Raw genomic sequence first — 21,430 nt, forward strand, 5'->3', positions numbered from 1 at the left:
ACTGGCAAGCCGTATTCAGGCGCAAACTTCACTCACCAATCTGGCGAGCTCATCGGCATAGCCGCGCACGACCTTTTCGTCGTCGCCTTCGACCATGACCCGCACCAGCGGCTCGGTGCCGGACTTGCGCAACAGTACGCGCCCACGACCGCCCATGGCCTGGGTGACGCGCTCGCACGCCTCCTTGACCGAAGGATGCTCGACCGGATTGACGTCGCCACCGGCAAAACGCACGTTGACCAGGACCTGCGGGCACTTGCGCAGCCCTTGGCGGGCATGGGCGAGGGTCTCGTCGCGGCGCTTGAGGGCCAACAGCACCTGCAACGCGGCAATGATCGCGTCGCCGGTGGTGGTGTGATGGCAGCACACGATGTGTCCGGAGTTCTCGCCGCCCAGCTGCCAGTCGCGCTCCTTGAGCTCGGCCATCACGTAGCGGTCGCCGACACTGGCGCGCACGAACGGAATGGAGAGGTCCTGGAAGGCCAGTTCCAGGCCCAGGTTGCTCATCAGGGTACCAACTACGCCACCGTGGAGCTTGCCGCGCTCCTGGAGGTCGCGGGCGATGATGAACAGCAGGTCGTCGCCGTCGACGATGGCACCGGTGTGGTCGACCATCAGTACGCGGTCGCCGTCACCATCGAAGGCGATGCCCAGGTCGGCGTGCCCGATTAGCACGGCGGCTTGCAGCGCCTCCATGTGGGTGGAGCCGCAATTGTCGTTGATGTTCAGGCCATCGGGCGCCGCAGACAGCACGGTGACCTGCGCGCCCAACTCGCGAAACACGTTGGGTGCGACCTTGTAGGTAGCACCGTGGGCGCAGTCGATCACCAGCTTGAGACCGGCGAAGTCGGTGGTGGTGGGCACGCTGCTCTTGCAGAATTCGATGTAACGGCCAGCGGCATCGTTGATCCGCGATACCTTGCCCAACTTGCTGGATTCGGCCACGGTCATGGGTGCATCCATGAGTTCTTCGATCATCGACTCGACTTCGTCCGGCAGCTTGGTGCCCTGGCCCGAGAAGAACTTGATGCCATTGTCATCGTGCGGGTTGTGCGACGCGCTGATGACGATGCCGGCCTCGGCATGGAAGGTGCGGGTCAGGTAGGCAATGGCAGGCGTCGGCATCGGACCTAGCAGCAGGACGTCGGCACCGGCTGCGGACAGGCCAGCCTCCAATGCGGACTCGAACATGTAGCCGGAAATACGCGTGTCCTTGCCAACCAGCACACGGCAGGCGCCCATCTTGCGGAACGCCATGCCAGCGGCCCAGCCCAGCTTGAGCATGAAGTCAGGGGTAATCGGGTACTCGCCGACACGGCCACGAATGCCGTCGGTGCCAAAATATTTCCTGCTCATAAGTACTCCGTAATTCTTATTCGGCCGCTTCGACGGCGGCGATCATCCGAACGACATCGATCGTTTCGGCCACATCGTGGACACGCAAGATCTTCGCACCCTTGGTCATTGCCAAGGCCGCCAGCGCCAGGCTGCCATTGAGGCGCTCGGCCACTGGCTTGTTCAGGGTCAGCCCCACCATGCTTTTGCGCGAAACACCTACCAGCAAAGGCCGGCCTAGCGCATGCAGCGCCTGCATGTGTTTGAACAGGCTGAGGTTGTGCGCATGCGACTTGGCGAAGCCGAAGCCAGGGTCGAGCAGTATACGCTCTGCCGGGATGCCTACCGAAGCACAGGCGTGCATGCGCCCGGATAGAAAGCTCGAGACCTCGCCCAGCAAGTCGTCATAGTGAGGATGATCCTGCATGGTGCCAGGCTCGCCCAGCATGTGCATCAGACAGACTGGCAGGCCCGTGGCCGCCGCCGCATCCAGCGCGCCGTCACGGCGCAGCGAGCGCACGTCGTTGATCAGACCAGCGCCCAGCCGTGCACTCTCGCGCATGACGGCCGGCGTGGACGTGTCCACCGAAATGATCACATCGAGTTCGCGATTGATCGACTCGACCAGTGGCGCGACTCGCTCCAGCTCCTCGACGGCAGACACCGCGCGAGCACCTGGCCGCGTCGATTCGCCGCCAATGTCGATCAGGGTCGCACCCGCCTCGACCATGGCTTGCGCATGGCGCAAGGCAAGATCGCGCTGGTTGAAGCGGCCACCGTCGGAAAAGGAGTCGGGAGTGATATTGAGAATACCCATGACGTGCGTCTGGGTCAGATCGAGAACCCGGTTGCCGCAAGGCAACCGGGTGGGGTATTGCGAAGGGGTCATGTCAAACCTTAGGTATCGAGCGTAGAGGTCCTGGTTCAGACTTCAGCCGCTGGCCCACCGATGGGTGTTTCAGGACGTGGATCCGGTGCGATGGTCGTGCCCGAAGGACCCGAACCACCGCCGGGCCAGTCGCGTGGCTCACGCGGCGTACGGCCGGCCATGATGTCGTCGATCTGATCGGCGTCGATCGTTTCGTATTTCATCAAAGCATCCGCCATCGCGTCCAGCTTGTCACGGTTGTCGGTCAGGATCTGCCTCGCCGTGCCGTAGCACTGGTCAATGATGCTGCGCACTTCGGAGTCGATCACCTTGGCGGTCTCGCCCGACACAGCTGCCGCGCCACCACCGCCACCACGACCCAGGTAACCCTGGTCTTCGTCTTCGGCGTAGAGCAGCGGCCCGAGTTTCTCGGACAGGCCCCACTTGGTGACCATGTTTCGAGCGATCTGGCTGGCACGCATGATGTCGTTGGAAGCACCTGTGGTGACGCCATCGAAGCCCAGTGTCATTTCTTCGGCGATACGACCACCGTACAGCGAACAGATCTGGCTGATCAGTGCACGCTTGGAGAGGCTGTAGCGGTCTTCTTCGGGCAGGAACATGGTCACACCCAAGGCACGACCGCGCGGGATGATCGAGACCTTGTAGACCGGGTCGTGCTCGGGCACGACGCGGCCCACGATGGCATGGCCCGCTTCATGGTAGGCAGTGTTCTGCTTCTCTTTCTCGGACATGACCATGTTTTTGCGCTCGGCGCCCATCATGATCTTGTCCTTGGCGAGCTCGAACTCCTTCATCTCGACGAGGCGCTTGCCGTTACGGGCAGCGAACAGCGACGCCTCGTTGACCAGGTTGGCCAGGTCGGCACCGGAGAAGCCAGGTGTACCGCGGGCGATGACCGCAGGGTTGACGTCGTCGCCCAAGGGCGCCTTCTTCATGTGAACCTTGAGGATCTGCTCACGACCGCGGATGTCCGGCAGACCCACCACGACCTGACGGTCGAAACGGCCCGGACGCAGCAGCGCAGCGTCGAGCACGTCCGGACGGTTGGTCGCGGCGATGACGATGATGCCGTCGTTCATTTCGAAGCCGTCCATCTCGACCAGCAACTGGTTGAGTGTCTGCTCGCGCTCGTCGTGACCGCCGCCCATGCCGCCGCCACGATGACGACCGACAGCGTCGATTTCATCGATGAAGATGATGCAAGGCGCGTGCTTCTTGGCTTGTTCGAACATGTCGCGGACACGGCTGGCGCCGACGCCGACGAACATCTCGACGAAGTCCGAACCGGAAATGGTGAAGAACGGCACCTTGGCTTCACCGGCAATCGCCTTGGCCAGCAAGGTCTTACCGGTACCGGGTGGGCCGACCATCAGCACGCCGCGAGGAATACGACCCCCCAGGCGCTGGAACTTGCCCGGATCGCGCAGGAATTCGACCAACTCGCCGACTTCTTCCTTGGCTTCGTCGCAACCGGCTACGTCGGCCAGGGTGGTCTTGACCTGATCTTCAGAGAGCAGGCGCGCCTTGCTCTTGCCGAAGCTCATCGGACCGCCCTTGCCGCCCGCCCCGCCCTGCATCTGGCGCATGAAGAACATGAACACCGCGATGATCACCAGGATCGGGAAGCTGGCCACCAGGAGCTGGGTCCAGATGCTTTGCTGTTCAGGCTGCTTGCCTTCGACCACGACCTTGTTGTCCACCAGGTCGCCGATCAGGCCGTTGTCTTGGATGGCGGGACGGATGGTTTTGAAGGCGTCGCCGTCAGTGCGCTTGCCGGTGATGACATAGCCATCGACCGCAACGCGCTCGACCTTGCCGTCCTTCACCTGTTGAATGAAGTCGGAATAATTGAGGGTCTGCGGCTCGTTGGGGCTGGAGAAGTTGTTCATGACCGTCACCAGGACGGCGGCGATGATCAACCACAGGATCAGATTCTTTGCCATATCGTTCAATTCGCTACCCTCTGAAGCCTGCTACCCGCAACCCGCGCAGGCGTGCTTCGCATGATGTTCACCGGCCAAACTTACTACATTGCCTGCGGCTCCGCAGGCGACGTCTGTAACCTTTTGTGAAACTTTGACTGCGTAATCTTCGTTTATGCTCAGCATGCCGCGCCATTTAATAAAAGCTATCGACAGCTTCAGCCTTCATGGTCCGGCATTTCCACACCCTTGAAGCCGCGGGCCAGCAGGTACTGCTCGCGCGAACGGTCGCGGGACGAGGAAGGCTTGCGCATCTGTACCTTCTCGAACATCTGCCGAACGGTCTTGTGATACACGTCGAAGCCTTCACCCTGGAAGACCTTGATCAGGAAATCACCGCCCGGGCGCAGAACCCGGCTGGCCAGGTCGAGCGCCAGCTCGCAGAGGAACATTGCCCGAGGCATGTCGACCGCGGCCAGTCCACTCATATTGGGGGCCATATCGGAAATCACAAGGTCGACCTGCGAATTACCGACGGCCTCGAGGATTTGCGCCAATACCGCATCTTCGGTGAAATCGCCCTGAATGAAGGTGACGTCGGGGATGCTGTCCATTTCCAGGATATCGGACGCTATGAGACGACCCTGGCCACCAATCAGACGACTGGTCACCTGGGACCAGCCACCAGGCGCAGCACCCAGGTCGATGACGCTCATGCCGGGACGAATCAGGCGGTCGCGTTCCTGTATTTCCAGCAGTTTGTAGCTTGCACGCGAACGATACCCGTCTTTCTGCGCCATCTTGACGTAGGGATCGTTGAAGTGTTCTTTCAGCCAATTGAGGCTTGTCTTGGAACGGGCCACGGGGCACCTCGAATAACGGGTCGTGATTAACTGGGCGGAGCCGAGGGCGCTCGGGTAAACTGGCCGCCGCTTTTTACAAGATCAGATGAAGGGTCAGATTATGCCGCTCACTCAGGAGCAGAAGAAACAGTACAAATCGATTGGTCACCATCTCAAGCCGGTTTTGATGGTTGCTGACAACGGTTTAACTGAAGGTGTTTTAGCAGAATTCGAACGCGCCTTGAGCGATCACGAGCTGATCAAGATCAAACTCAACATCCTCGACCGCGAACAACGCCTGCAGGCCGTTGCCGAACTGTGCAAGGTCGGCCGCGCCGATCTGGTTCAGGTCATCGGCAAGATGGCTCTGGTTTACCGCAAGAACCCGCAAGTGAACAAGCAACTGTCGAACGTGCATCGGTTCCACTGATGTGCCTGCCGATCCTCAAGGTCGCGCCCTGCGCGCCCTCGAGGGCACCGGCTGGACCACCAGCACCAGGCCGATAACGCCCACCACCAGATAGCACAACAGCTGCCAGCGCAATGCATCGGTCAGCATCCAGCCTACGGCGAAGTACGTCGCACACCCCACCAATACCGCCCACAACAATTGCCCGCGCACATCGCGCACCAGGCCGGCGAAGCCTTGCAACCGCGCCAGCAACAACAACTGTAGCACCGCGCAGGCACCGGCGAAGCCCACCAGCAATGTGCCGGTCTGGCTGCCAATGTCCTCCACCAGCAGCGGTGCGATACCCACCTTGACCAGCGCCGGCAACACACCGAAGTGCAGCATCCACAGGCCACCGACCCAGAGCGTCTGAGTCAGTTGCCAGAGGACGGCGCTTACCTGGCGGGACTGCGGCCGATCAAATGTGGGCGACTTCGACAATCTCGTACTCGATCACGCCACCCGGCGTCTTCACGGTGACCACATCGCCTTCTTCCTTGGCGATCAGCGCGCGGGCGATGGGCGAGCCGTGGGACAGCTTGCCGCCCTTGATGTCGGCTTCGTCCTCGCCGACGATCTTGTACTTCACACGCTCGTCGGTTTCGACGTTGGCGATCTCAACGGTCGTGCCGAAGATCACCTTGCCGGTTTTCGGAATCGTGGTGACGTCGATCACCACGGCGTTCTGCAACCGGCCTTCGATGTCACGGATACGCGCTTCGACCATGCCCTGCTCCTCGCGGGCGGCATGGTACTCGGCGTTTTCCTTGAGGTCGCCCAACTCGCGGGCCTCACCGATGGCCTGACTCAGGCGCGGACGCTCGGTCTTGCTGAGAAACTCATGTTCTTGCTCCAGGGCGCGATGGCCCTGGACGGTCATGGGGTACTTGATCATGCGTTAAGTCCTGCATGGAGATCCTGCAAACGGCGCACGGTCTTTTCAGGACCGAACTTCAGCGCTTCACAGATCGCTTCGCCAGCGGCAATGGTCGTGGTGCAGTAGATCTTGTGCTGCAAAGCGTTGCGACGGATCGAGTAAGAATCGGCGATCGACTGACGGCCTTCGGTGGTGTTGATGATCAAAGTGACTTCGTCGTTCTTGATCATGTCGACCACGTGCGGACGACCCTCGGTCACCTTGTTCACGCGACGTACTTTCAAACCAGCTTCTTCGATGACGCGCGCGGTGCCGGCGGTGGCAACGACTTCGAAGCCCAGGGCGATCAGGTCGCGGGCCACACCTGCGACCAGTGGCTTGTCGTCGTCGCGTACGCTGATGAAGGCGGTACCACCGGTCGGCAGCACTTCGCTGGCGCCCATCTGAGCCTTGGCGAAGGCTTCACCGAAGGTGTCGCCGACGCCCATCACTTCGCCGGTGGATTTCATTTCCGGACCCAGGATCGGGTCGACGCCAGGGAACTTGGCGAACGGGAACACGGCTTCCTTGACGCTGTAGAAGTTGGGAATGATTTCCTTGGTGAAGCCGATTTCCTTCAAGGTCTTACCCGCCATCACACGCGCCGCGATCATCGCCAGCGAGGTGCCGATGCACTTGGACACGAACGGCACGGTACGCGAGGCGCGCGGGTTGACTTCGATCACGTAGATCTTGTCGCCCTGCAGGGCCAACTGCACGTTCATCAAGCCGATCACGCCCAGTTCCAGGGCCATCTTCTTGACCTGTTCGCGCACTTCGTCCTGCACGTGGGCCGGCAGCGAGTACGGTGGCAACGAGCACGCCGAGTCACCGGAGTGAACGCCGGCCTGCTCGATGTGCTGCATGATCGCGCCGATGACCACGTCGGTCCCGTCGCACACCGCGTCCACGTCCATCTCGATGGCGCAGTTGAGGAAGTGGTCGAGCAGCACCGGGCTGTCGTTGGAGACCTGTACGGCTTCACGCAGGTAGCGCTTGAGCTCGTCCAGTTCGTAGACGATTTCCATGGCACGGCCGCCCAGCACGTAGGAAGGACGCACGACCAGTGGGTAGCCGATGGTACCCGCCGCGCGAATCGCTTCTTCTTCGCTGCGCACGGTGGCGTTCGGCGGCTGCAGCAGGTTCAGGCGCTGGACCATCTGCTGGAAGCGCTCACGGTCTTCGGCGCGGTCGATGGAATCGGGGCTGGTGCCGATGATCGGCACGCCGGCTTCTTCCAGGGCGCGGGCCAGTTTCAGCGGGGTCTGGCCGCCGTACTGGACGATGACGCCCTTGGGCTTCTCGACGCGCACCACTTCCAGCACGTCTTCGAGCGTCAACGGCTCGAAGTACAGGCGGTCGGAGGTGTCGTAGTCGGTGGAGACGGTTTCCGGGTTGCAGTTGACCATGATGGTCTCGTAGCCGTCGGCGCGCAGGGCCAGGGCCGCGTGAACGCAGCAGTAGTCGAACTCGATGCCTTGGCCGATGCGGTTCGGGCCACCGCCCAGGATCATGATCTTGTCACGGTTCGACGGGTTGGCCTCGCACTCTTCCTCGTACGTGGAGTACAGGTAGGCGGTGTCGGTGGCGAACTCGGCGGCGCAGGTGTCGACGCGCTTGTAGACCGGGAACACGTCCAGCTTGTGGCGATGACGACGCAGGTTCTTGTCGGTGATGCCCAGCAGCTTGGCCAGGCGCTGATCGGAGAAACCCTTGCGCTTGAGGCGGAACATCAAGGCTTTGTCGATATCGGCCAGACCCAGGGTCTTGACCTTCTCTTCTTCCTTGATCAGGTCTTCCATCTGCACCAGGAACCAGCGATCGATCATGGTCAGGTCGAAGATGGCGTCCACGCTCATGCCAGCGCGCATGGCGTCGGCGACGTACCAGATGCGCTCGGCGCCCGGCACGGTCAGTTCACGCTTGAGAATGCCGCTGGCTTCAGGGCTGCTCAGGTCGACTTTCGGGTCCAGGCCGCTGACGCCCACTTCCAGGCCGCGCAGGGCTTTCTGCAGGGATTCCTGGAAGGTCCGGCCGATGGCCATGACTTCACCCACGGATTTCATCTGGGTGGTCAGGCGTGCGTCGGCCTTGGGGAATTTCTCGAAGGCGAAGCGTGGCAACTTGGTGACGACGTAGTCGATCGACGGCTCGAAGGACGCCGGAGTCTTGCCGCCGGTGATGTCGTTCTGCAGTTCGTCGAGGGTGTAGCCGACGGCCAGCTTGGCCGCGACCTTGGCGATCGGGAAACCGGTGGCCTTGGAGGCCAGCGCGGAGGAACGCGACACGCGCGGGTTCATCTCGATCACGACCATGCGGCCGGTGTTCGGGCAGATACCGAACTGCACGTTGGAACCGCCGGTTTCCACGCCGATTTCGCGCAGGACTGCCAGCGAGGCGTTGCGCAGGATCTGGTATTCCTTGTCGGTGAGCGTCTGCGCCGGTGCAACGGTGATCGAGTCGCCGGTGTGCACGCCCATCGGGTCGAAGTTCTCGATCGAGCAGACGATGATGCAGTTGTCCTTTTTGTCGCGGACCACTTCCATCTCGTACTCTTTCCAGCCGATCAGCGATTCGTCGATCAGCAGTTCCTTGGTCGGCGACAGGTCCAGACCGCGAGCGCAGATTTCTTCGAATTCTTCACGGTTGTAGGCGATGCCGCCGCCAGTGCCGCCCATGGTGAACGAAGGACGGATGATGCACGGGAAGCCGAGCTTCTCGAGTACCGCGTTGGCCTCTTCCATGCTGTGGGCGATGCCCGAGCGCGGGCAGGCCAGGCCGATGGATTTCATTGCCTTGTCGAAGCGCGAGCGGTCTTCGGCCTTGTCGATGGTGTCGGCGTTGGCACCGATCATTTCCACGCCGAACTTGGCCAGCACGCCTTCGCGCTCCAGGTCCAGGGCGCAGTTCAGGGCAGTCTGGCCACCCATGGTCGGCAGCACGGCGTCCGGACGTTCCTTCTCGATGATCTTGGCCACGGTCTGCCATTTGATCGGTTCGATGTAGGTGGCGTCGGCCATGTCCGGGTCGGTCATGATGGTGGCCGGGTTGGAGTTGACCAGGATGACGCGGTAGCCCTCTTCGCGCAGGGCCTTGCAGGCCTGGGCGCCGGAGTAGTCGAATTCGCAGGCCTGGCCGATGACGATCGGGCCGGCACCAAGAATCAGGATGCTTTTCAAGTCTGTACGTTTTGGCATGGTTCTCACTCAATTGCGCAGTTCAGCCGGCTGCCCGCCTGGACTTTATTGGGCGGCGCCCTGGCGGCCTGTCCGTCTTCGACGGGGCCAGCCGGGGCGCGCGTTACACACGGGTCCGACAGTGATCAGCGGCGCTTGGCCATCGATTCGATGAAGCGGTCGAACAGCGGCGAGACGTCGTTGGGGCCAGGGCTGGCTTCAGGGTGACCCTGGAAGCTGAACGCGGCCTTGTCGGTCAACTCGATGCCCTGCAGGGTGCCATCGAACAGCGATTTGTGGATCGCGCGCACATTGCTCGGCAAGGTGGCTTCGTCGACCGCAAAACCGTGGTTCTGGCTGGTGATCATCACCACACCGCTGTCAACGTCCTGCACCGGGTGGTTGGCACCGTGGTGGCCGTGACCCATCTTGACGGTCTTGGCACCGGCGGCCAGGGCCAGCAGCTGGTGACCCAGGCAGATGCCGAACACCGGAATCTCGGTCTGCAGCACTTCCTTGATCGCCTGGATAGCGTAGTCGCAGGGCTCTGGATCGCCAGGGCCGTTGGACAGGAACACGCCATCGGGATTGAGTGCGAGCACGTCGGCGGCCGGGGTTTGCGCCGGCACCACGGTCAGGTGGCAGCCGCGCTCGACGAGCATGCGCAGGATGTTGACCTTGACGCCGTAGTCGTAGGCGACCACGTGGTACGGCAACTCGCTGTTGGGCACGTCGGGGTGGCTGTCGGATGCAAGGTTCCAGACGCTGGAGCGCCACTGGTAGGTGTCCTTGGTGCTGACCTCCTTGGCCAGGTCCATGCCCTTCAGGCCTGGGAAAGCGCGGGCGGCGGCGATGGCGGCTTCTTCGCTGATGTCGTCACCGGCCATGATGCAGCCGTTCTGCGCGCCTTTCTCACGCAGGATGCGGGTCAGGCGGCGGGTATCGATGCCGGCAATGGCGACGACGTTGTTGGCTTTCAGGTACTCGTCCAGCGACAGCGTGTTGCGCCAGTTGCTGGCCACCAGGGGCAGATCGCGGATCACCAGGCCTGCGGACCAGACGCGATCGGACTCGGCGTCCTCAGGCGTGGTGCCGGTGTTGCCGATGTGGGGGTAGGTCAGGGTAACGATTTGCTGGGCATAGGAAGGATCGGTAAGGATTTCCTGATAGCCGGTCATGGCGGTGTTGAACACCACCTCACCAACGGTTTGCCCGTCGGCTCCAATGGCTTCGCCGCGAAAGATGCTGCCATCGGCAAGGGCGAGTATGGCTGGCTTAGTCAAGAAGACCTCCCGTAAATAAAGCCTGAAAGGGCGATCGCAGGTTGTAAAAAAGCGGAATGCCGTATGGATACGTCACCCCGCTTCTTTTCATCGAATAATCTGCGCGCTTTTAGTGGACACACTAAAGCTGTAGCTTACAGAAAAGAGGGGTTTTGGTCTACCGCGAATGCGGTGGGAAGTTCGCGTGATGCGACAGGGGGCAGGGATTTGTAGAGATGGGGCTGACGTCTTCGCGGGCAGAGCCCGCTCCCACAGGGGTAGCGTTTACCTTTGGGAGCGTGACTAGGGCGATGAAGTCAATGCAGGTCGAGCACATCCTGCATGTCGTAGAAGCCTGGGGCGCGGCCGTCGAGCCAGAGGGCGGCGCGTACCGCTCCCTTGGCGAAGGTCATGCGGCTGGAGGCCTTGTGGGTGATCTCGACGCGCTCGCCATCGGCGGCGAACAGCACGGTGTGGTCACCCACAACGTCACCGGCACGCACGGTGGCGAAACCGATGGTCTGACGCTCCCGGGCGCCGGTCTGGCCTTCACGGCCATAGACCGCCACTTTCTTCAGGTCGCGACCCAAGGCATTGGCGACCACCTCACCCATGCGCACGGCCGTGCCCGACGGGGCATCGACCTTGTGCCGGTGATGGGCTTCCATGATCTCGATATCGACATCGTCGCCCAGCACCCGCGCAGCGGTGTCGAGCAGCTTCAAGCACAGGTTGACGCCGACGCTGAAGTTGGCCGCGAAGACGATCGGAATGTCCTTACCCGCCTCGGCCAGCAAGGCTTTTTCCTCGGGACTGAAACCGGTCGTGCCGATGACCATGGCCTTGCCTGCCTTGCGGCAGAACGCCAGGTTCTTCAGCGTCACGGTCGGGTGAGTGAAGTCGATCAATACATCGAATTCTTCCGCCACCTTCGCCACATCACCCGACAACGGCACACCAATACGGCCCAGCGCCGCTAGCTCGCCCGCGTCGGCGCCCACCAAAGTGCTGTCCGGCCGGTCGACCGCTGCGGTCAAGCCGGCGCCGGGCGCCAGCTGGACCGCTTCGATCAAGGTCTTGCCCATGCGCCCGGCGGCGCCCATCACAGCTATACGTCGCATGCTCGAATCCTTATGCCTTACAGGTCGCCGAAGAAACGCTTCACACCTTCGAACCAACCATTGGCCTTCGGCGAATGGGATTCGTCGCCTTCCAGCGAAGTGCGGAATTCTTCCAGCAACTCACGCTGACGGCGGTTGAGGTTGACCGGCGTTTCCACCGCCACCCGGCACATCAGGTCGCCGGCACCACCGCCGCGCACGGGCGCAACGCCCTTGCCGCGCAGGCGGAACTGCTTGCCGGTCTGGGTACCTTCCGGAATCTTCAGCTTGACCCGACCATCCAGGGTCGGCACTTCAAGCTCGCCACCCAATGCCGCATCGGTGTAGCTGATCGGTACTTCGCAGTACAGGTGCTTGCCGTCACGTTGGAAGATCGCGTGCTCGCGCACGTTGATGACTACATACAGGTCGCCGGTCGGGCCGCCCTGCATGCCCGCCTCGCCTTCGCCGGAGAGACGAATGCGATCGCCGGTGTCGACACCCGAAGGCACCTTGACCGAGAGGGTCTTGTACTCTTCGACACGGCCTTCGCCGTGGCACGAGTCGCACGGGTCGGAGATGATCTTGCCCTGGCCATGGCAGCGCGGGCAGGTTTGCTGCACCGAGAAGAAGCCCTGCTGCATGCGCACCTGGCCGATACCGCCGCAGGTTGGGCAGGTGATCGGCGCCGAGCCTTTCTTCGCGCCACTGCCGTCGCAGGGCTTGCAGTTGACCAGCGTCGGCACACGGATGCTGACCGTGGTGCCGCGCACGGCTTCTTCCAGGTTCAGCTCGAGGGTGTAGCGCAGGTCGCTGCCACGCTGGGCGCCGCCGCGGCCATTGCCGCCACGACCACCGCCGAAGAAATCGCTGAACACATCGCCGAAGATATCGGAGAAGTTCTGGCCGCCGAAACCTTGGCCACCGCCACCCATGCTCGGGTCGACACCGGCATGACCGTACTGGTCGTACGCGGCGCGCTTGCTCGCATCGGAGAGCACTTCATAGGCTTCGTTGGCCTCTTTGAAGGCTTCTTCCGATTCCTTGTTGTCGGGGTTGCGATCCGGGTGATGCTTCATCGCGAGGCGGCGATAGGCCTTCTTCAGATCTGCTTCGCTGGAGCCACGCTCCACCCCCAGAACCTCGTAATAATCACGCTTTGCCATAAGTCTTTTTACTCTTTTGGGAGCCAGCACGCAGGGGCGCCGCTGACCGCGCCGCCAACATCCGATCGCTGTCGCATGTTGTTAAAATTCGTGTATTCCAGACACGCCAACGCGGGAGCAAGCCCCCGCGCGGCGACATCCTACCAGTCACCGTGCAAGCACAGTCAACCGGCCGACCAACAAGAATTACTTGTTGTCTTTGACTTCTTCGAACTCGGCATCGACGACGTCGTCGTGCTTGCCGGCTTCTTCTGCTGGCTGAGCAGCAGCGCCTTCAGGCTTCTCGGCCTGGTCGGCGTACATCTTCTGCGCCACTGGAGCGGAGACCTTGGACAGCTCTTCGACCTTGGCATCGATCGCTGCCTTGTCGTCGCCCTTGACCGCAGCTTCCAGCGCCACGACGGCCGCTTCGATGGCAGTTTTCTCGTCGGCAGTGACCTTGTCACCTGCGTCGGCGACCATCTTGCGAGTCGAGTGCACCAGTGCATCACCCTGGTTGCGGGCAGCGGCCAGCTCTTCGAACTTGCGGTCTTCCTCGGCGTTGACTTCAGCGTCACGAACCATCTGCTGAATTTCGTCCTCGGACAGACCAGAGTTGGCCTTGATCACGATCGACTGGGTCTTGCCAGTGGCCTTGTCTTTCGCGCCGACGTGCAGGATGCCGTTGGCATCGATGTCGAAGGTCACTTCGATCTGCGGCACGCCACGTGGAGCTGGTGGAATCTCGGCCAGGTCGAACTTGCCCAGCGACTTGTTCTGCGCGGCTTGCTTGCGCTCGCCCTGCAGGACGTGGATGGTCACGGCGCCCTGGTTGTCGTCGGCAGTCGAGAATACCTGCGATTTCTTGGTAGGAATCGTGGTGTTCTTCTCGATCAGCGCGGTCATCACGCCACCCATGGTTTCGATACCCAGGGTCAGCGGGCTGACGTCGAGCAGCAGCACGTCCTTCACGTCACCGGCCAGTACGGCACCCTGGATGGCAGCACCCATGGCAACGGCTTCGTCAGGGTTGACGTCTTTACGTGCTTCTTTACCGAAGAAGTCGGTAACCAGCTTCTGTACCAGCGGCATGCGGGTCTGACCGCCGACCAGGATCACGTCGTTGATCGCGCCAACGTCGATACCGGCGTCTTTCATGGCGATGCGGCAAGGCTCGATGGTGCGTTGAACCAGGTCTTCGACCAGCGATTCCAGCTTGGCGCGGGAGATCTTCACGTTCAAGTGCTTGGGACCGGTGGCGTCTGCAGTGATGTACGGCAGGTTGACGTCGGTCGACTGGCTCGAGGACAGTTCGATCTTGGCCTTTTCCGCAGCTTCTTTCAGGCGCTGCATGGCCAGCGGGTCACCCTTGAGGTTCATGCCGCTTTCTTTCTTGAACTCGTCGACGAGGTAGTCGATCAAGCGGATGTCGAAGTCTTCACCGCCCAGGAACGTGTCGCCGTTGGTGGCCAACACTTCGAACTGGTGCTCGCCATCGACTTCGGCGATTTCGATCACGGACACGTCGAAGGTACCGCCACCCAGGTCATAAACGATGACGGTGTGGTCGCCCTTGGCCTTGTCCATGCCGTATGCCAGTGCAGCGGCAGTCGGCTCGTTGATGATGCGCTTGACGTCCAGACCGGCGATACGGCCGGCGTCTTTGGTGGCTTGACGCTGGCTGTCGTTGAAGTAGGCCGGTACGGTGATGACCGCTTCAGTGACGGCTTCGCCGAGGTAGTCTTCGGCGGTTTTCTTCATCTTTTTCAAGATTTCAGCCGAGATGCCTGGCGGGGCGATTTTCTTGCCGTTGACTTCAACCCAGGCGTCGCCGTTGTTGTCGCCCTTGACGATCTTGTAAGGGACCATCTGGATGTCTTTCTGTACGACTTCTTCGTCGAAACGACGACCGATCAGACGCTTGACCGCATACAGAGTGTTGTAGGGGTTGGTGACCGCCTGACGCTTGGCGGACTGGCCGACCAGCACTTCGCCGTCGTTGGCATAAGCAACGATCGATGGAGTGGTACGAGCGCCTTCGGCGTTCTCGATGACCTTGGCCTTGCCGTTTTCAAGAATGGAGACGCAGGAGTTGGTGGTCCCCAGGTCGATACCGATAATCTTGCCCATGTTTCTTCTCCTGGCACTAACGCCCGAAAATTTTGGATTTGGTTGCCGCAGCAGTGGTGGCTGTCTGCGGTAGCACTTAAACGCTTGACACTAAGATGGGGGCCACTTGGCCGATTTCAAGCCTGCTCGTCGATCGAAGGCGAAACCGGTGCAGCGGCCTTGCTGACCACGACCATGGCCGGGCGCAGCAGGCGTCCATTTAGCTGATAGCCCTTCTGGAAAACTTTCAACACACTGTTGGGCTCGACGTCCGCGCTTTCCTGCATCGCCATTGCCTGGTGATGCTCGGCATTGAACGGCTGGCCATGCGGATCGATGGCTTCCAGGTTGTAACGCTTGAGCGTGTCCTGAAACATCTTCAAGGTCAGCTGCATGCCTTCGCGCATCGGACGAATGCTTTCGTCTTCGGGGCTGGACAGCTCGATACCGCGCTCAAGGCTGTCGAGCACGGGCAGCAGGTCGCCGGAGAACTTCTCGAGAGCAAACTTGTGCGCCTTTTCCACGTCCTGGTCGGCGCGGCGGCGAACGTTCTGCAGGTCGGCGGCAACGCGCAGGGACTGATCCTGGGCGGCGGCGAGCTGCTCTTCAAGCACCTGCACGCGCGCGGCAAGGTCGTCGGCACCGGCGTCGGCGGCCTGATTAGCGTCTAGATTCTGATCGTCCAGGTTCTGTTCGTCAGCCATTGGTTCTCTCCTCTCGATTACGTCCGCGAGGTCGACTCGCGCTTCTGACCGGTATATGGGGTCGCAAATCTGCGCTTCAAGGGCTGGCGATCAGCGGCTGCACAGGAGTTTCCCAAGGAGGCAATAAAAAATGCAGGTTTCAGGCGAAAACGACCTAAAGGCGAATATTGTCAGGCCTGCATAAAACACTGTATAAATAACCAGACATTCATGCCTGGGGGCGGTCTTATGCTGGTGCACCTGTCCGTACACAACTATGCCATCGTCGAACATCTCGACCTCGAACTCGAGCGCGGGATGAGCGTGATCACGGGTGAAACCGGCGCCGGCAAATCGATCATGCTCGATGCGCTAGGCCTGGCCCTGGGCGATCGTGCCGACAGTGGTGTGGTCCGGCCGGGCGCCGACAAGGCCGACATCCTTGCCACCTTCGACCTGGTCGATATCCCTGAGGCCAGCACCTGGCTCGCCGAACGCGATTTGGAAACCGACGGCCCCTGCATTCTGCGTCGCGTGATCACGGCCAAGGGCGGTTCGCGCGGCTACATCAACGGCACGCCCTGCCCGCTCGGCGACCTCAAGTCCCTGGGCGAGCTGTTGATCGACATCCACAGCCAGCATGAGCACCAGTCGCTGCTGAAGACCGACACCCATCGCCGCCTGCTCGACGAATACGCCGGCGCCAGCGACCTGGCCCGACAGGTGCAATTGGCCGCGCAGAAATGGCGGCAGACACGCCAGGAGCTCGAACGTCTGTCGGACTCCGGCGACGAGCAACGCGCGCGGCATCAGTTGCTCAGCTATCAGCTGGAAGAATTGGAAAACCTCGGCCTGGGCGAAAACGAGCTGGAGCAGCTGGAGCAGGAACACAAGAACCTGACCAACGCCGAAGCATTGTTCGGCATCTGCCGTCAGGTCATCGACCACTGCAGCGAAAACGATTCGGGCAATGTGCTCAGCGCACTGACCGCCAGCCTGAATCGCCTGGGCGGCGTCAGCAATGCACCCAGCGCGCTGGGCGAGGCCGCCTCGATGCTGGCCACGGCGCAGATCCAGGTCGAAGAAGCGGTCGGCGAACTCAATCGCTTTCTCGACCACTTCGAGGCCGACCCGGCGCGCTTGCAGCACATCGAGGAACGGCTCGATACCATCTATACGCTGGCACGCAAACACCGCGTTCACCCGACCGAAGTGGTGGCGCTGCAACACCGGCTGCTCGAAGAACTGGAAGGCTTGAACGCCAGCGATGAATCCATCGAGCAGTTGGGTGAAGAGCTGGCCGCCTATGCCCGTCACTACCAGGAAAAAGCCCGCGAGCTGACCGGCCTGCGTACGCATGCGGCGGCACAACTGGCCGCGGCGGTCGAAGTGGAAATCCAGCGCCTGGGCATGCCAGGCGGGCGTTTCACCATCGAACTGCGCGCCAATGCCCATGAGGACTTGCATCCCAATGGCCTGGAGCAGGTCGAACTGCTGGTCAGTGCCAACCCAGGGCAGCCAATGAAACCCCTCGCCAAAGTGGCTTCGGGTGGCGAGCTGTCGCGGATCAGCCTGGCGATCCAGGTGATCACCGCGCAGACCTCACGGGTTCCGACGCTGGTGTTCGACGAAGTCGACGTGGGCATCGGCGGGCCGACAGCCGAGATCGTCGGGCAGTTGCTGCGACGTCTGGGCGAGCGCGGGCAGGTGTTGACCGTGACGCACCTGCCGCAGGTGGCGGCTCAAGGTCATCATCATCTGTTCGTGCATAAAGTACGCGGCAGCGACGAGACGCGCACTGCGGTGTCGAACCTGGGCAAGGGCGAGCGCGTAGAAGAAGTAGCGCGGATGCTGGGCGGGATCGATTTGACCAAGGAATCGTTGGCGCATGCCAAGAAGATGGTGGTGACGGCGAAGGGTTGATTGCTGCAGGTCTGGCCTCTTCGCGGGCAGAGACCCGCTCCCACAACACGGCAGCGCAACCCTGCTCCATGTGGGAGCGGGTCTCTGCCCGCGAAGAGGCCCTCACTGACTTCACACATAAAAAAGGCGACCCTAGGGTCGCCTTTCTGCATCCAGCCTGGTCTTACTTCGGCTTGCGCACGTACAACACCAGGTTGTGATCCACCAGTTCGTAACCGTGCTCGGTGACGATTTCTTTCTGGCGGCGTTCGATCTCGTGATCGGTAAACTCGATCACTTCACCGGAGTCGACGTCGACCATGTGGTCGTGGTGCTCGCCATCCGCCAATTCGAACACGGCATGGCCGCCGTCGAAATTGTGACGGGCTACCAGACCGGCCGCTTCGAATTGGGTCAGGACACGGTAAACCGTGGCCAGGCCCACATCCTCACCAGCTTCCATCAGCGCCTTGTAGACCTCTTCGGCGCTCATGTGACGTTGCTGTGCCGATTCCAGCATTTGCAAGATCTTGACCCGTGGAAGGGTCACCTTGAGGCCGGCTTTACGCAGTTCGCTATTATCAACCATGGTCAGCTTTCTCAACGATGCGGCTTCGCAGCATCTATTAATGCGGGTATGATCGGGGTTTACGTTGTCCCAGCCAAGATAGTGGAAGTCGCCCACCGATGCAAAACACCAAGCACTTGCTAACCAGCCTCACCTTCGTGGGACTGCTCGCACTCGCCGGTTGTTCATTCCCCGGGGTTTACAAAATCGACATCCAGCAGGGCAATGTCGTCACGCAGGACATGATAGACCAGTTAAGGCCCGGAATGACCCGTCGGCAAGTAAGGTTTATCATGGGCAACCCACTGCTGGTCGACACGTTTCACGCCAATCGCTGGGATTACCTGTACAGCTTGCAGCCAGGTGGCGGCGAACGTCAGCAGGAACGCATGAGTGTCCTGTTCAACGGCAACGACCAACTGGTTGGCCTGTCCGGTGATTTCATGCCCGGCGTCAGCAAGGACCAGGCTATCCTGGGCAGCGACACCGATACCAACGTGGCACCCCAGCAGGGCGAGCCGCAAAAGGCCGAAGAGCCGCCCAAGCCGGGCTCGATGCTCGAAGACATCCAGCGCGATGTCGACGGCGTGAAGACTGTTCCCGTCCCGGCGCCGCAGCCGCTGGACGTCTCGCCGCAATAAGCGAGCGATACGAAAAAAGCCCGGTCATGCCGGGCTTTTTCATGAGCGCAAAAAAGTGTTTAGCGAACCTTGCGTGCCTGCGCCGCTTTGGCCGCGCGCAATCGTCGCACTTCTTTTGGATCCGCCAGCAACGGTCGGTAAAGCTCGATGCGCTCACCCGCTCGCAGTACATGCTCGGCGGGAGACGCCAACAGGCTTGAGAAGATACCCACAGGGCATTGGGAAAAATCCACTTCCGGGAAGCGCTCGGCGATGCCGGACAGTTCGATGGCCTGCGCAACGCAGGTCCCGACGGGCACTTGAAGAGCGATCAATGCCTGGTCATCGACCGCGGCATAGGCCACTTCGATATCAATCAACGGATCAGCCATGCAACTGCTTGGCGCGCTGGCAGAAAGCATCGACCAGAGTATTGGCAGCCTGATTGAACAGCGGACCCAAGGTCGCGCGAACGATCGGGCCAGCGTAGTCGAAGGACAGATCGAGGCTGATCTTGCAGGCCTTCTCACCCAGGGGCTTGAACACCCACATGCCGTGCAACTGATTGAACGGCCCTTCTTCCAGATTCATCTCGATGGAGCGGCCGGGCTCCAGGGTATTGCGGGTCACGAAGTGCTGACTCAACCCACCCTTGGCGATGTCCAGGTTGGCACGCATCAAGGTATCGGTTTCTTCGAGGATGGTGGTGGCCGAACACCAGGGCAGGAACTCAGGATAGCGGGACACATCGTTGACCAGGTCATACAGGGCCTGAGCGGGATAGGGCAGCAGAGCCGAGCGTTGAATATGGGTAGTCATGCGAGCGTCACTTCCAAAACTGGGCGGCGGACGCGAGCTTCACGCGCCGGCCGGACGACGCCAACGGCGCCTTGAAAATAAGGTAGGCATGCCAGCAGACAAGGGGCACGCCAACGAAATCACGGGGCTTCTTTGTCGACAGCGGCGAAGCGCAGGCTATCCAAAAAGATCAGGTATTGTCCGGTATTCATTGCAACCGCTCAAGCGCACCGCAATACCGTAGCCGAGAGCGCAACGACTGCCTATAATGCGCGCCCTATGGCCAAATTAAAGAAACACCCTACAGGGACCATCGCGCAGAACAAGAAAGCGCGACACGATTACTTCATCGAACACCGTTTCGAGGCTGGCTTGGTCCTGGCCGGTTGGGAAGTAAAAAGCCTGCGTGCCGGCAAGGCGCAACTGGTGGACAGCTACGTGCTGCTCAAGGATGGCGAAGCTTGGCTGATGGGTAGCCACTTCACTCCCCTGACCACGGCCAGCACCCACGTGATCGCCGACCCGACGCGTACCCGCAAACTGTTGCTCAACCGCCGCGAGCTGGAAAAGCTGTTCGCTCAGGTTCAGCAAAAGGGCTATGCCTGCGTGGCCTTGTCGATCTACTGGAGCAAGCACTTGATCAAGTGCGAAATCGCTCTGGGCAAGGGCAAGAAGGAATACGACAAGCGCGACACCGAGCGCGAACGCGATTCCAATCGCGAGCTGCAGCGTGCCGTGCGCAACAAGGGCAAGGAAGACTGACTTCCCGCCCCTTGCAGCGCCGGCTTCGCCGCGATTTCCGGCTTGACCTTTACAAGCCGTTGCGTCGCTGCGCGCGAGCGGTTCGCTGCACGGTCTGCCGCGCCTCGTCGAGCACGCCCTGCACGTAGGTGATGTGCAGACTGGCCAACTCCCGCGCCTGCTCTGCCTGCCCCTTCACGATGGCCTGAAACAGCTGCCGATGCTGCGCGATCAGCTTGTCGCGAGTTTCGACGCTGTGCCGGTGCATGCCGCCGATGTTCACCACCATGTTGCGCTTGAGCATGTCGAACAGCCCGCGCACGGTGTGCAGCAACACCGCGTTGTGGCTGGCTTCGGCGATGGCCAGGTGAAAGTTGGCATCGGCCACGCCCTCCTCCTCCCGCGTCACGCTGTCGACCCGCCGGTAACAGTCTTCCAGAACATCCATGGCCAGCTTCAGTTGTTCACGATCGATCTCAGTGGCGCGCTGCGCCGCATAGAACGCACATGACGCTTCCAGCGTGTGACGAAATTCCAGCAGATCGCGCTGACTCTCCGGATTGCTTTCCAGCAATGCCAGCAGCGGATCGCTGAACGTCGAGCCCAGCTTGTGGCAAACATAATTACCGCCACCTTGACGACTGACCAGCATGCCCTTGGCCACCAATTTCTGGATGGCCTCACGCAGCGAGGGCCGCGACACGCCGAATTGCTCGGCGAGCGCACGCTCGGCCGGCAAGCGTTCGCCAGCCTTCAGCGTACCCTCGAGAATCATGGCTTCCAGACGCTCGATGATGCCATCGGACAAACGCCGCTGACGGACTTGATCAATACCCATGGGTGGCTCCATCACACGATTGCTTCGGCCGCACTCGACCAAAGTCATAGACAAGGAAATTGACAGCCCCACGGCTGCGCCCTAACCTGACTTGGATTTATTGTAAATTGGTATTACCAATTTCTGCAAT

General features: G+C 61.2%; 20 protein-coding genes. 4 read left to right on the plus strand and 16 right to left on the minus strand.

Annotation, left to right across the window (positions count from 1 at the left end; genetic code table 11):
- Positions 1–15 precede the first annotated feature (15 nt).
- From glmM to rlmE, 4 genes are all read right to left on the minus strand, one after another.
- Complete coding sequence (glmM, locus tag LT40_RS12920; protein WP_043190778.1) at positions 16–1,356, minus strand: phosphoglucosamine mutase; 1,341 nt, start codon at positions 1,354–1,356, stop codon at positions 16–18.
- Positions 1,357–1,372: 16 nt separating this feature from the next.
- Positions 1,373–2,224 (minus strand): dihydropteroate synthase, encoded by an 852-nt coding sequence (gene folP, locus LT40_RS12925; RefSeq protein ID WP_043190779.1) that lies wholly within the window; start codon positions 2,222–2,224, stop codon positions 1,373–1,375.
- Between the two features lie 35 nt (positions 2,225–2,259).
- Positions 2,260–4,170 (minus strand): ATP-dependent zinc metalloprotease FtsH, encoded by a 1,911-nt coding sequence (gene ftsH, locus LT40_RS12930; protein ID WP_043190781.1) that lies wholly within the window; start codon positions 4,168–4,170, stop codon positions 2,260–2,262.
- A 197-nt stretch (positions 4,171–4,367) separates the two neighbouring features.
- A complete protein-coding gene (rlmE, locus tag LT40_RS12935) occupies positions 4,368–5,012 on the minus strand; it encodes a 23S rRNA (uridine(2552)-2'-O)-methyltransferase RlmE (RefSeq protein WP_043190784.1) in 645 nt (214 codons plus the stop codon).
- Positions 5,013–5,112: 100 nt separating this feature from the next.
- On the opposite strand from rlmE, the gene LT40_RS12940 reads away from it, so the two are divergent.
- Positions 5,113–5,421, plus strand: a complete 309-nt coding sequence (locus tag LT40_RS12940) for a YhbY family RNA-binding protein (RefSeq protein ID WP_043193663.1) — start codon at positions 5,113–5,115, stop codon at positions 5,419–5,421.
- A 15-nt stretch (positions 5,422–5,436) separates the two neighbouring features.
- Here LT40_RS12940 and LT40_RS12945 read toward each other — a convergent pair whose 3' ends face one another.
- The 8 genes from LT40_RS12945 to grpE all read right to left on the minus strand — a co-directional run bounded on the left by LT40_RS12945 (position 5,437) and on the right by grpE (position 15,854).
- Positions 5,437–5,787, minus strand: coding sequence for a hypothetical protein (locus LT40_RS12945; protein WP_052393425.1), 351 nt, complete (start codon positions 5,785–5,787; stop codon positions 5,437–5,439).
- A gap of 73 nt (positions 5,788–5,860) precedes the next feature.
- Positions 5,861–6,337, minus strand: coding sequence for a transcription elongation factor GreA (gene greA / locus LT40_RS12950; RefSeq protein WP_043190787.1), 477 nt, complete (start codon positions 6,335–6,337; stop codon positions 5,861–5,863).
- A complete protein-coding gene (carB, locus tag LT40_RS12955; protein ID WP_043190789.1) occupies positions 6,334–9,555 on the minus strand; it encodes a carbamoyl-phosphate synthase large subunit in 3,222 nt (1,073 codons plus the stop codon). Before carB ends, greA begins: the two co-directional genes overlap by 4 nt.
- Before the next feature lie 125 nt (positions 9,556–9,680).
- Positions 9,681–10,817: a glutamine-hydrolyzing carbamoyl-phosphate synthase small subunit gene (carA, locus tag LT40_RS12960; protein WP_043190791.1), complete on the minus strand. Its 1,137-nt coding sequence runs from the start codon at positions 10,815–10,817 to the stop codon at positions 9,681–9,683.
- Between the two features lie 296 nt (positions 10,818–11,113).
- A complete protein-coding gene (gene dapB / locus LT40_RS12965) occupies positions 11,114–11,917 on the minus strand; it encodes a 4-hydroxy-tetrahydrodipicolinate reductase (protein ID WP_043190793.1) in 804 nt (267 codons plus the stop codon).
- Between the two features lie 17 nt (positions 11,918–11,934).
- Entirely contained in the window at positions 11,935–13,062 is a 1,128-nt protein-coding gene (gene dnaJ / locus LT40_RS12970) for a molecular chaperone DnaJ (RefSeq protein WP_043190795.1), read from the minus strand.
- Positions 13,063–13,248: 186 nt separating this feature from the next.
- Complete coding sequence (gene dnaK, locus LT40_RS12975) at positions 13,249–15,171, minus strand: molecular chaperone DnaK (protein WP_043190797.1); 1,923 nt, start codon at positions 15,169–15,171, stop codon at positions 13,249–13,251.
- 116 nt (positions 15,172–15,287) lie between these two features.
- Positions 15,288–15,854, minus strand: a complete 567-nt coding sequence (gene grpE, locus LT40_RS12980; protein ID WP_043190799.1) for a nucleotide exchange factor GrpE — start codon at positions 15,852–15,854, stop codon at positions 15,288–15,290.
- Between the two features lie 228 nt (positions 15,855–16,082).
- Between grpE and recN the strand changes: the two genes are divergently transcribed.
- The gene (gene recN, locus LT40_RS12985; RefSeq protein ID WP_043190800.1) at positions 16,083–17,756 is read left to right on the plus strand and encodes a DNA repair protein RecN; all 1,674 of its coding nucleotides are present in this window, start codon (positions 16,083–16,085) and stop codon (positions 17,754–17,756) included.
- A 163-nt stretch (positions 17,757–17,919) separates the two neighbouring features.
- On the opposite strand, the gene fur is transcribed toward recN, so the two are convergent.
- Entirely contained in the window at positions 17,920–18,324 is a 405-nt protein-coding gene (fur, locus tag LT40_RS12990; RefSeq protein ID WP_043190803.1) for a ferric iron uptake transcriptional regulator, read from the minus strand.
- 98 nt (positions 18,325–18,422) lie between these two features.
- Between fur and LT40_RS12995 the strand changes: the two genes are divergently transcribed.
- Positions 18,423–18,944, plus strand: coding sequence for an outer membrane protein assembly factor BamE (locus LT40_RS12995; protein WP_043190805.1), 522 nt, complete (start codon positions 18,423–18,425; stop codon positions 18,942–18,944).
- A 59-nt stretch (positions 18,945–19,003) separates the two neighbouring features.
- Here LT40_RS12995 and LT40_RS13000 read toward each other — a convergent pair whose 3' ends face one another.
- Positions 19,004–19,315, minus strand: a complete 312-nt coding sequence (locus tag LT40_RS13000) for an RnfH family protein (protein WP_043190807.1) — start codon at positions 19,313–19,315, stop codon at positions 19,004–19,006.
- Complete coding sequence (locus tag LT40_RS13005; RefSeq protein WP_043190809.1) at positions 19,308–19,742, minus strand: type II toxin-antitoxin system RatA family toxin; 435 nt, start codon at positions 19,740–19,742, stop codon at positions 19,308–19,310. Before LT40_RS13005 ends, LT40_RS13000 begins: the two co-directional genes overlap by 8 nt.
- 258 nt (positions 19,743–20,000) lie before the next feature.
- Between LT40_RS13005 and smpB the strand changes: the two genes are divergently transcribed.
- Positions 20,001–20,483 (plus strand): SsrA-binding protein SmpB, encoded by a 483-nt coding sequence (gene smpB / locus LT40_RS13010; protein WP_043190812.1) that lies wholly within the window; start codon positions 20,001–20,003, stop codon positions 20,481–20,483.
- 49 nt (positions 20,484–20,532) lie between these two features.
- Here the strand turns inward: smpB and LT40_RS13015 are convergent, their stop codons facing one another.
- Positions 20,533–21,300 (minus strand): GntR family transcriptional regulator, encoded by a 768-nt coding sequence (locus LT40_RS13015; protein ID WP_043190816.1) that lies wholly within the window; start codon positions 21,298–21,300, stop codon positions 20,533–20,535.
- Between the last annotated feature and the right edge of the window lie 130 nt (positions 21,301–21,430).

The organism is Pseudomonas rhizosphaerae (assembly GCF_000761155.1).
Taxonomy (GTDB): domain Bacteria; phylum Pseudomonadota; class Gammaproteobacteria; order Pseudomonadales; family Pseudomonadaceae; genus Aquipseudomonas; species Aquipseudomonas rhizosphaerae.

Bases quoted from the DNA above. Each gene is read 5' to 3' on its own strand.
- glmM (WP_043190778.1), bottom strand. From the start codon at position 1,356: ATGAGCAGGAAATATTTTGGCACCGACGGCATTCGTGGCCGTGTCGGC.
- folP (WP_043190779.1), bottom strand. From the start codon at position 2,224: ATGACCCCTTCGCAATACCCCACCCGGTTGCCTTGCGGCAACCGGGTT.
- ftsH (WP_043190781.1), bottom strand. From the start codon at position 4,170: ATGGCAAAGAATCTGATCCTGTGGTTGATCATCGCCGCCGTCCTGGTG.
- LT40_RS12940 (WP_043193663.1), top strand. From the start codon at position 5,113: ATGCCGCTCACTCAGGAGCAGAAGAAACAGTACAAATCGATTGGTCAC.
- LT40_RS12945 (WP_052393425.1), bottom strand. From the start codon at position 5,787: ATGCTGCACTTCGGTGTGTTGCCGGCGCTGGTCAAGGTGGGTATCGCA.
- greA (WP_043190787.1), bottom strand. From the start codon at position 6,337: ATGATCAAGTACCCCATGACCGTCCAGGGCCATCGCGCCCTGGAGCAA.
- carB (WP_043190789.1), bottom strand. From the start codon at position 9,555: ATGCCAAAACGTACAGACTTGAAAAGCATCCTGATTCTTGGTGCCGGC.
- dapB (WP_043190793.1), bottom strand. From the start codon at position 11,917: ATGCGACGTATAGCTGTGATGGGCGCCGCCGGGCGCATGGGCAAGACC.
- dnaJ (WP_043190795.1), bottom strand. From the start codon at position 13,062: ATGGCAAAGCGTGATTATTACGAGGTTCTGGGGGTGGAGCGTGGCTCC.
- dnaK (WP_043190797.1), bottom strand. From the start codon at position 15,171: ATGGGCAAGATTATCGGTATCGACCTGGGGACCACCAACTCCTGCGTC.
- grpE (WP_043190799.1), bottom strand. From the start codon at position 15,854: ATGGCTGACGAACAGAACCTGGACGATCAGAATCTAGACGCTAATCAG.
- recN (WP_043190800.1), top strand. From the start codon at position 16,083: ATGCTGGTGCACCTGTCCGTACACAACTATGCCATCGTCGAACATCTC.
- fur (WP_043190803.1), bottom strand. From the start codon at position 18,324: ATGGTTGATAATAGCGAACTGCGTAAAGCCGGCCTCAAGGTGACCCTT.
- LT40_RS12995 (WP_043190805.1), top strand. From the start codon at position 18,423: ATGCAAAACACCAAGCACTTGCTAACCAGCCTCACCTTCGTGGGACTG.
- LT40_RS13000 (WP_043190807.1), bottom strand. From the start codon at position 19,315: ATGGCTGATCCGTTGATTGATATCGAAGTGGCCTATGCCGCGGTCGAT.
- LT40_RS13005 (WP_043190809.1), bottom strand. From the start codon at position 19,742: ATGACTACCCATATTCAACGCTCGGCTCTGCTGCCCTATCCCGCTCAG.
- smpB (WP_043190812.1), top strand. From the start codon at position 20,001: ATGGCCAAATTAAAGAAACACCCTACAGGGACCATCGCGCAGAACAAG.
- LT40_RS13015 (WP_043190816.1), bottom strand. From the start codon at position 21,300: ATGGGTATTGATCAAGTCCGTCAGCGGCGTTTGTCCGATGGCATCATC.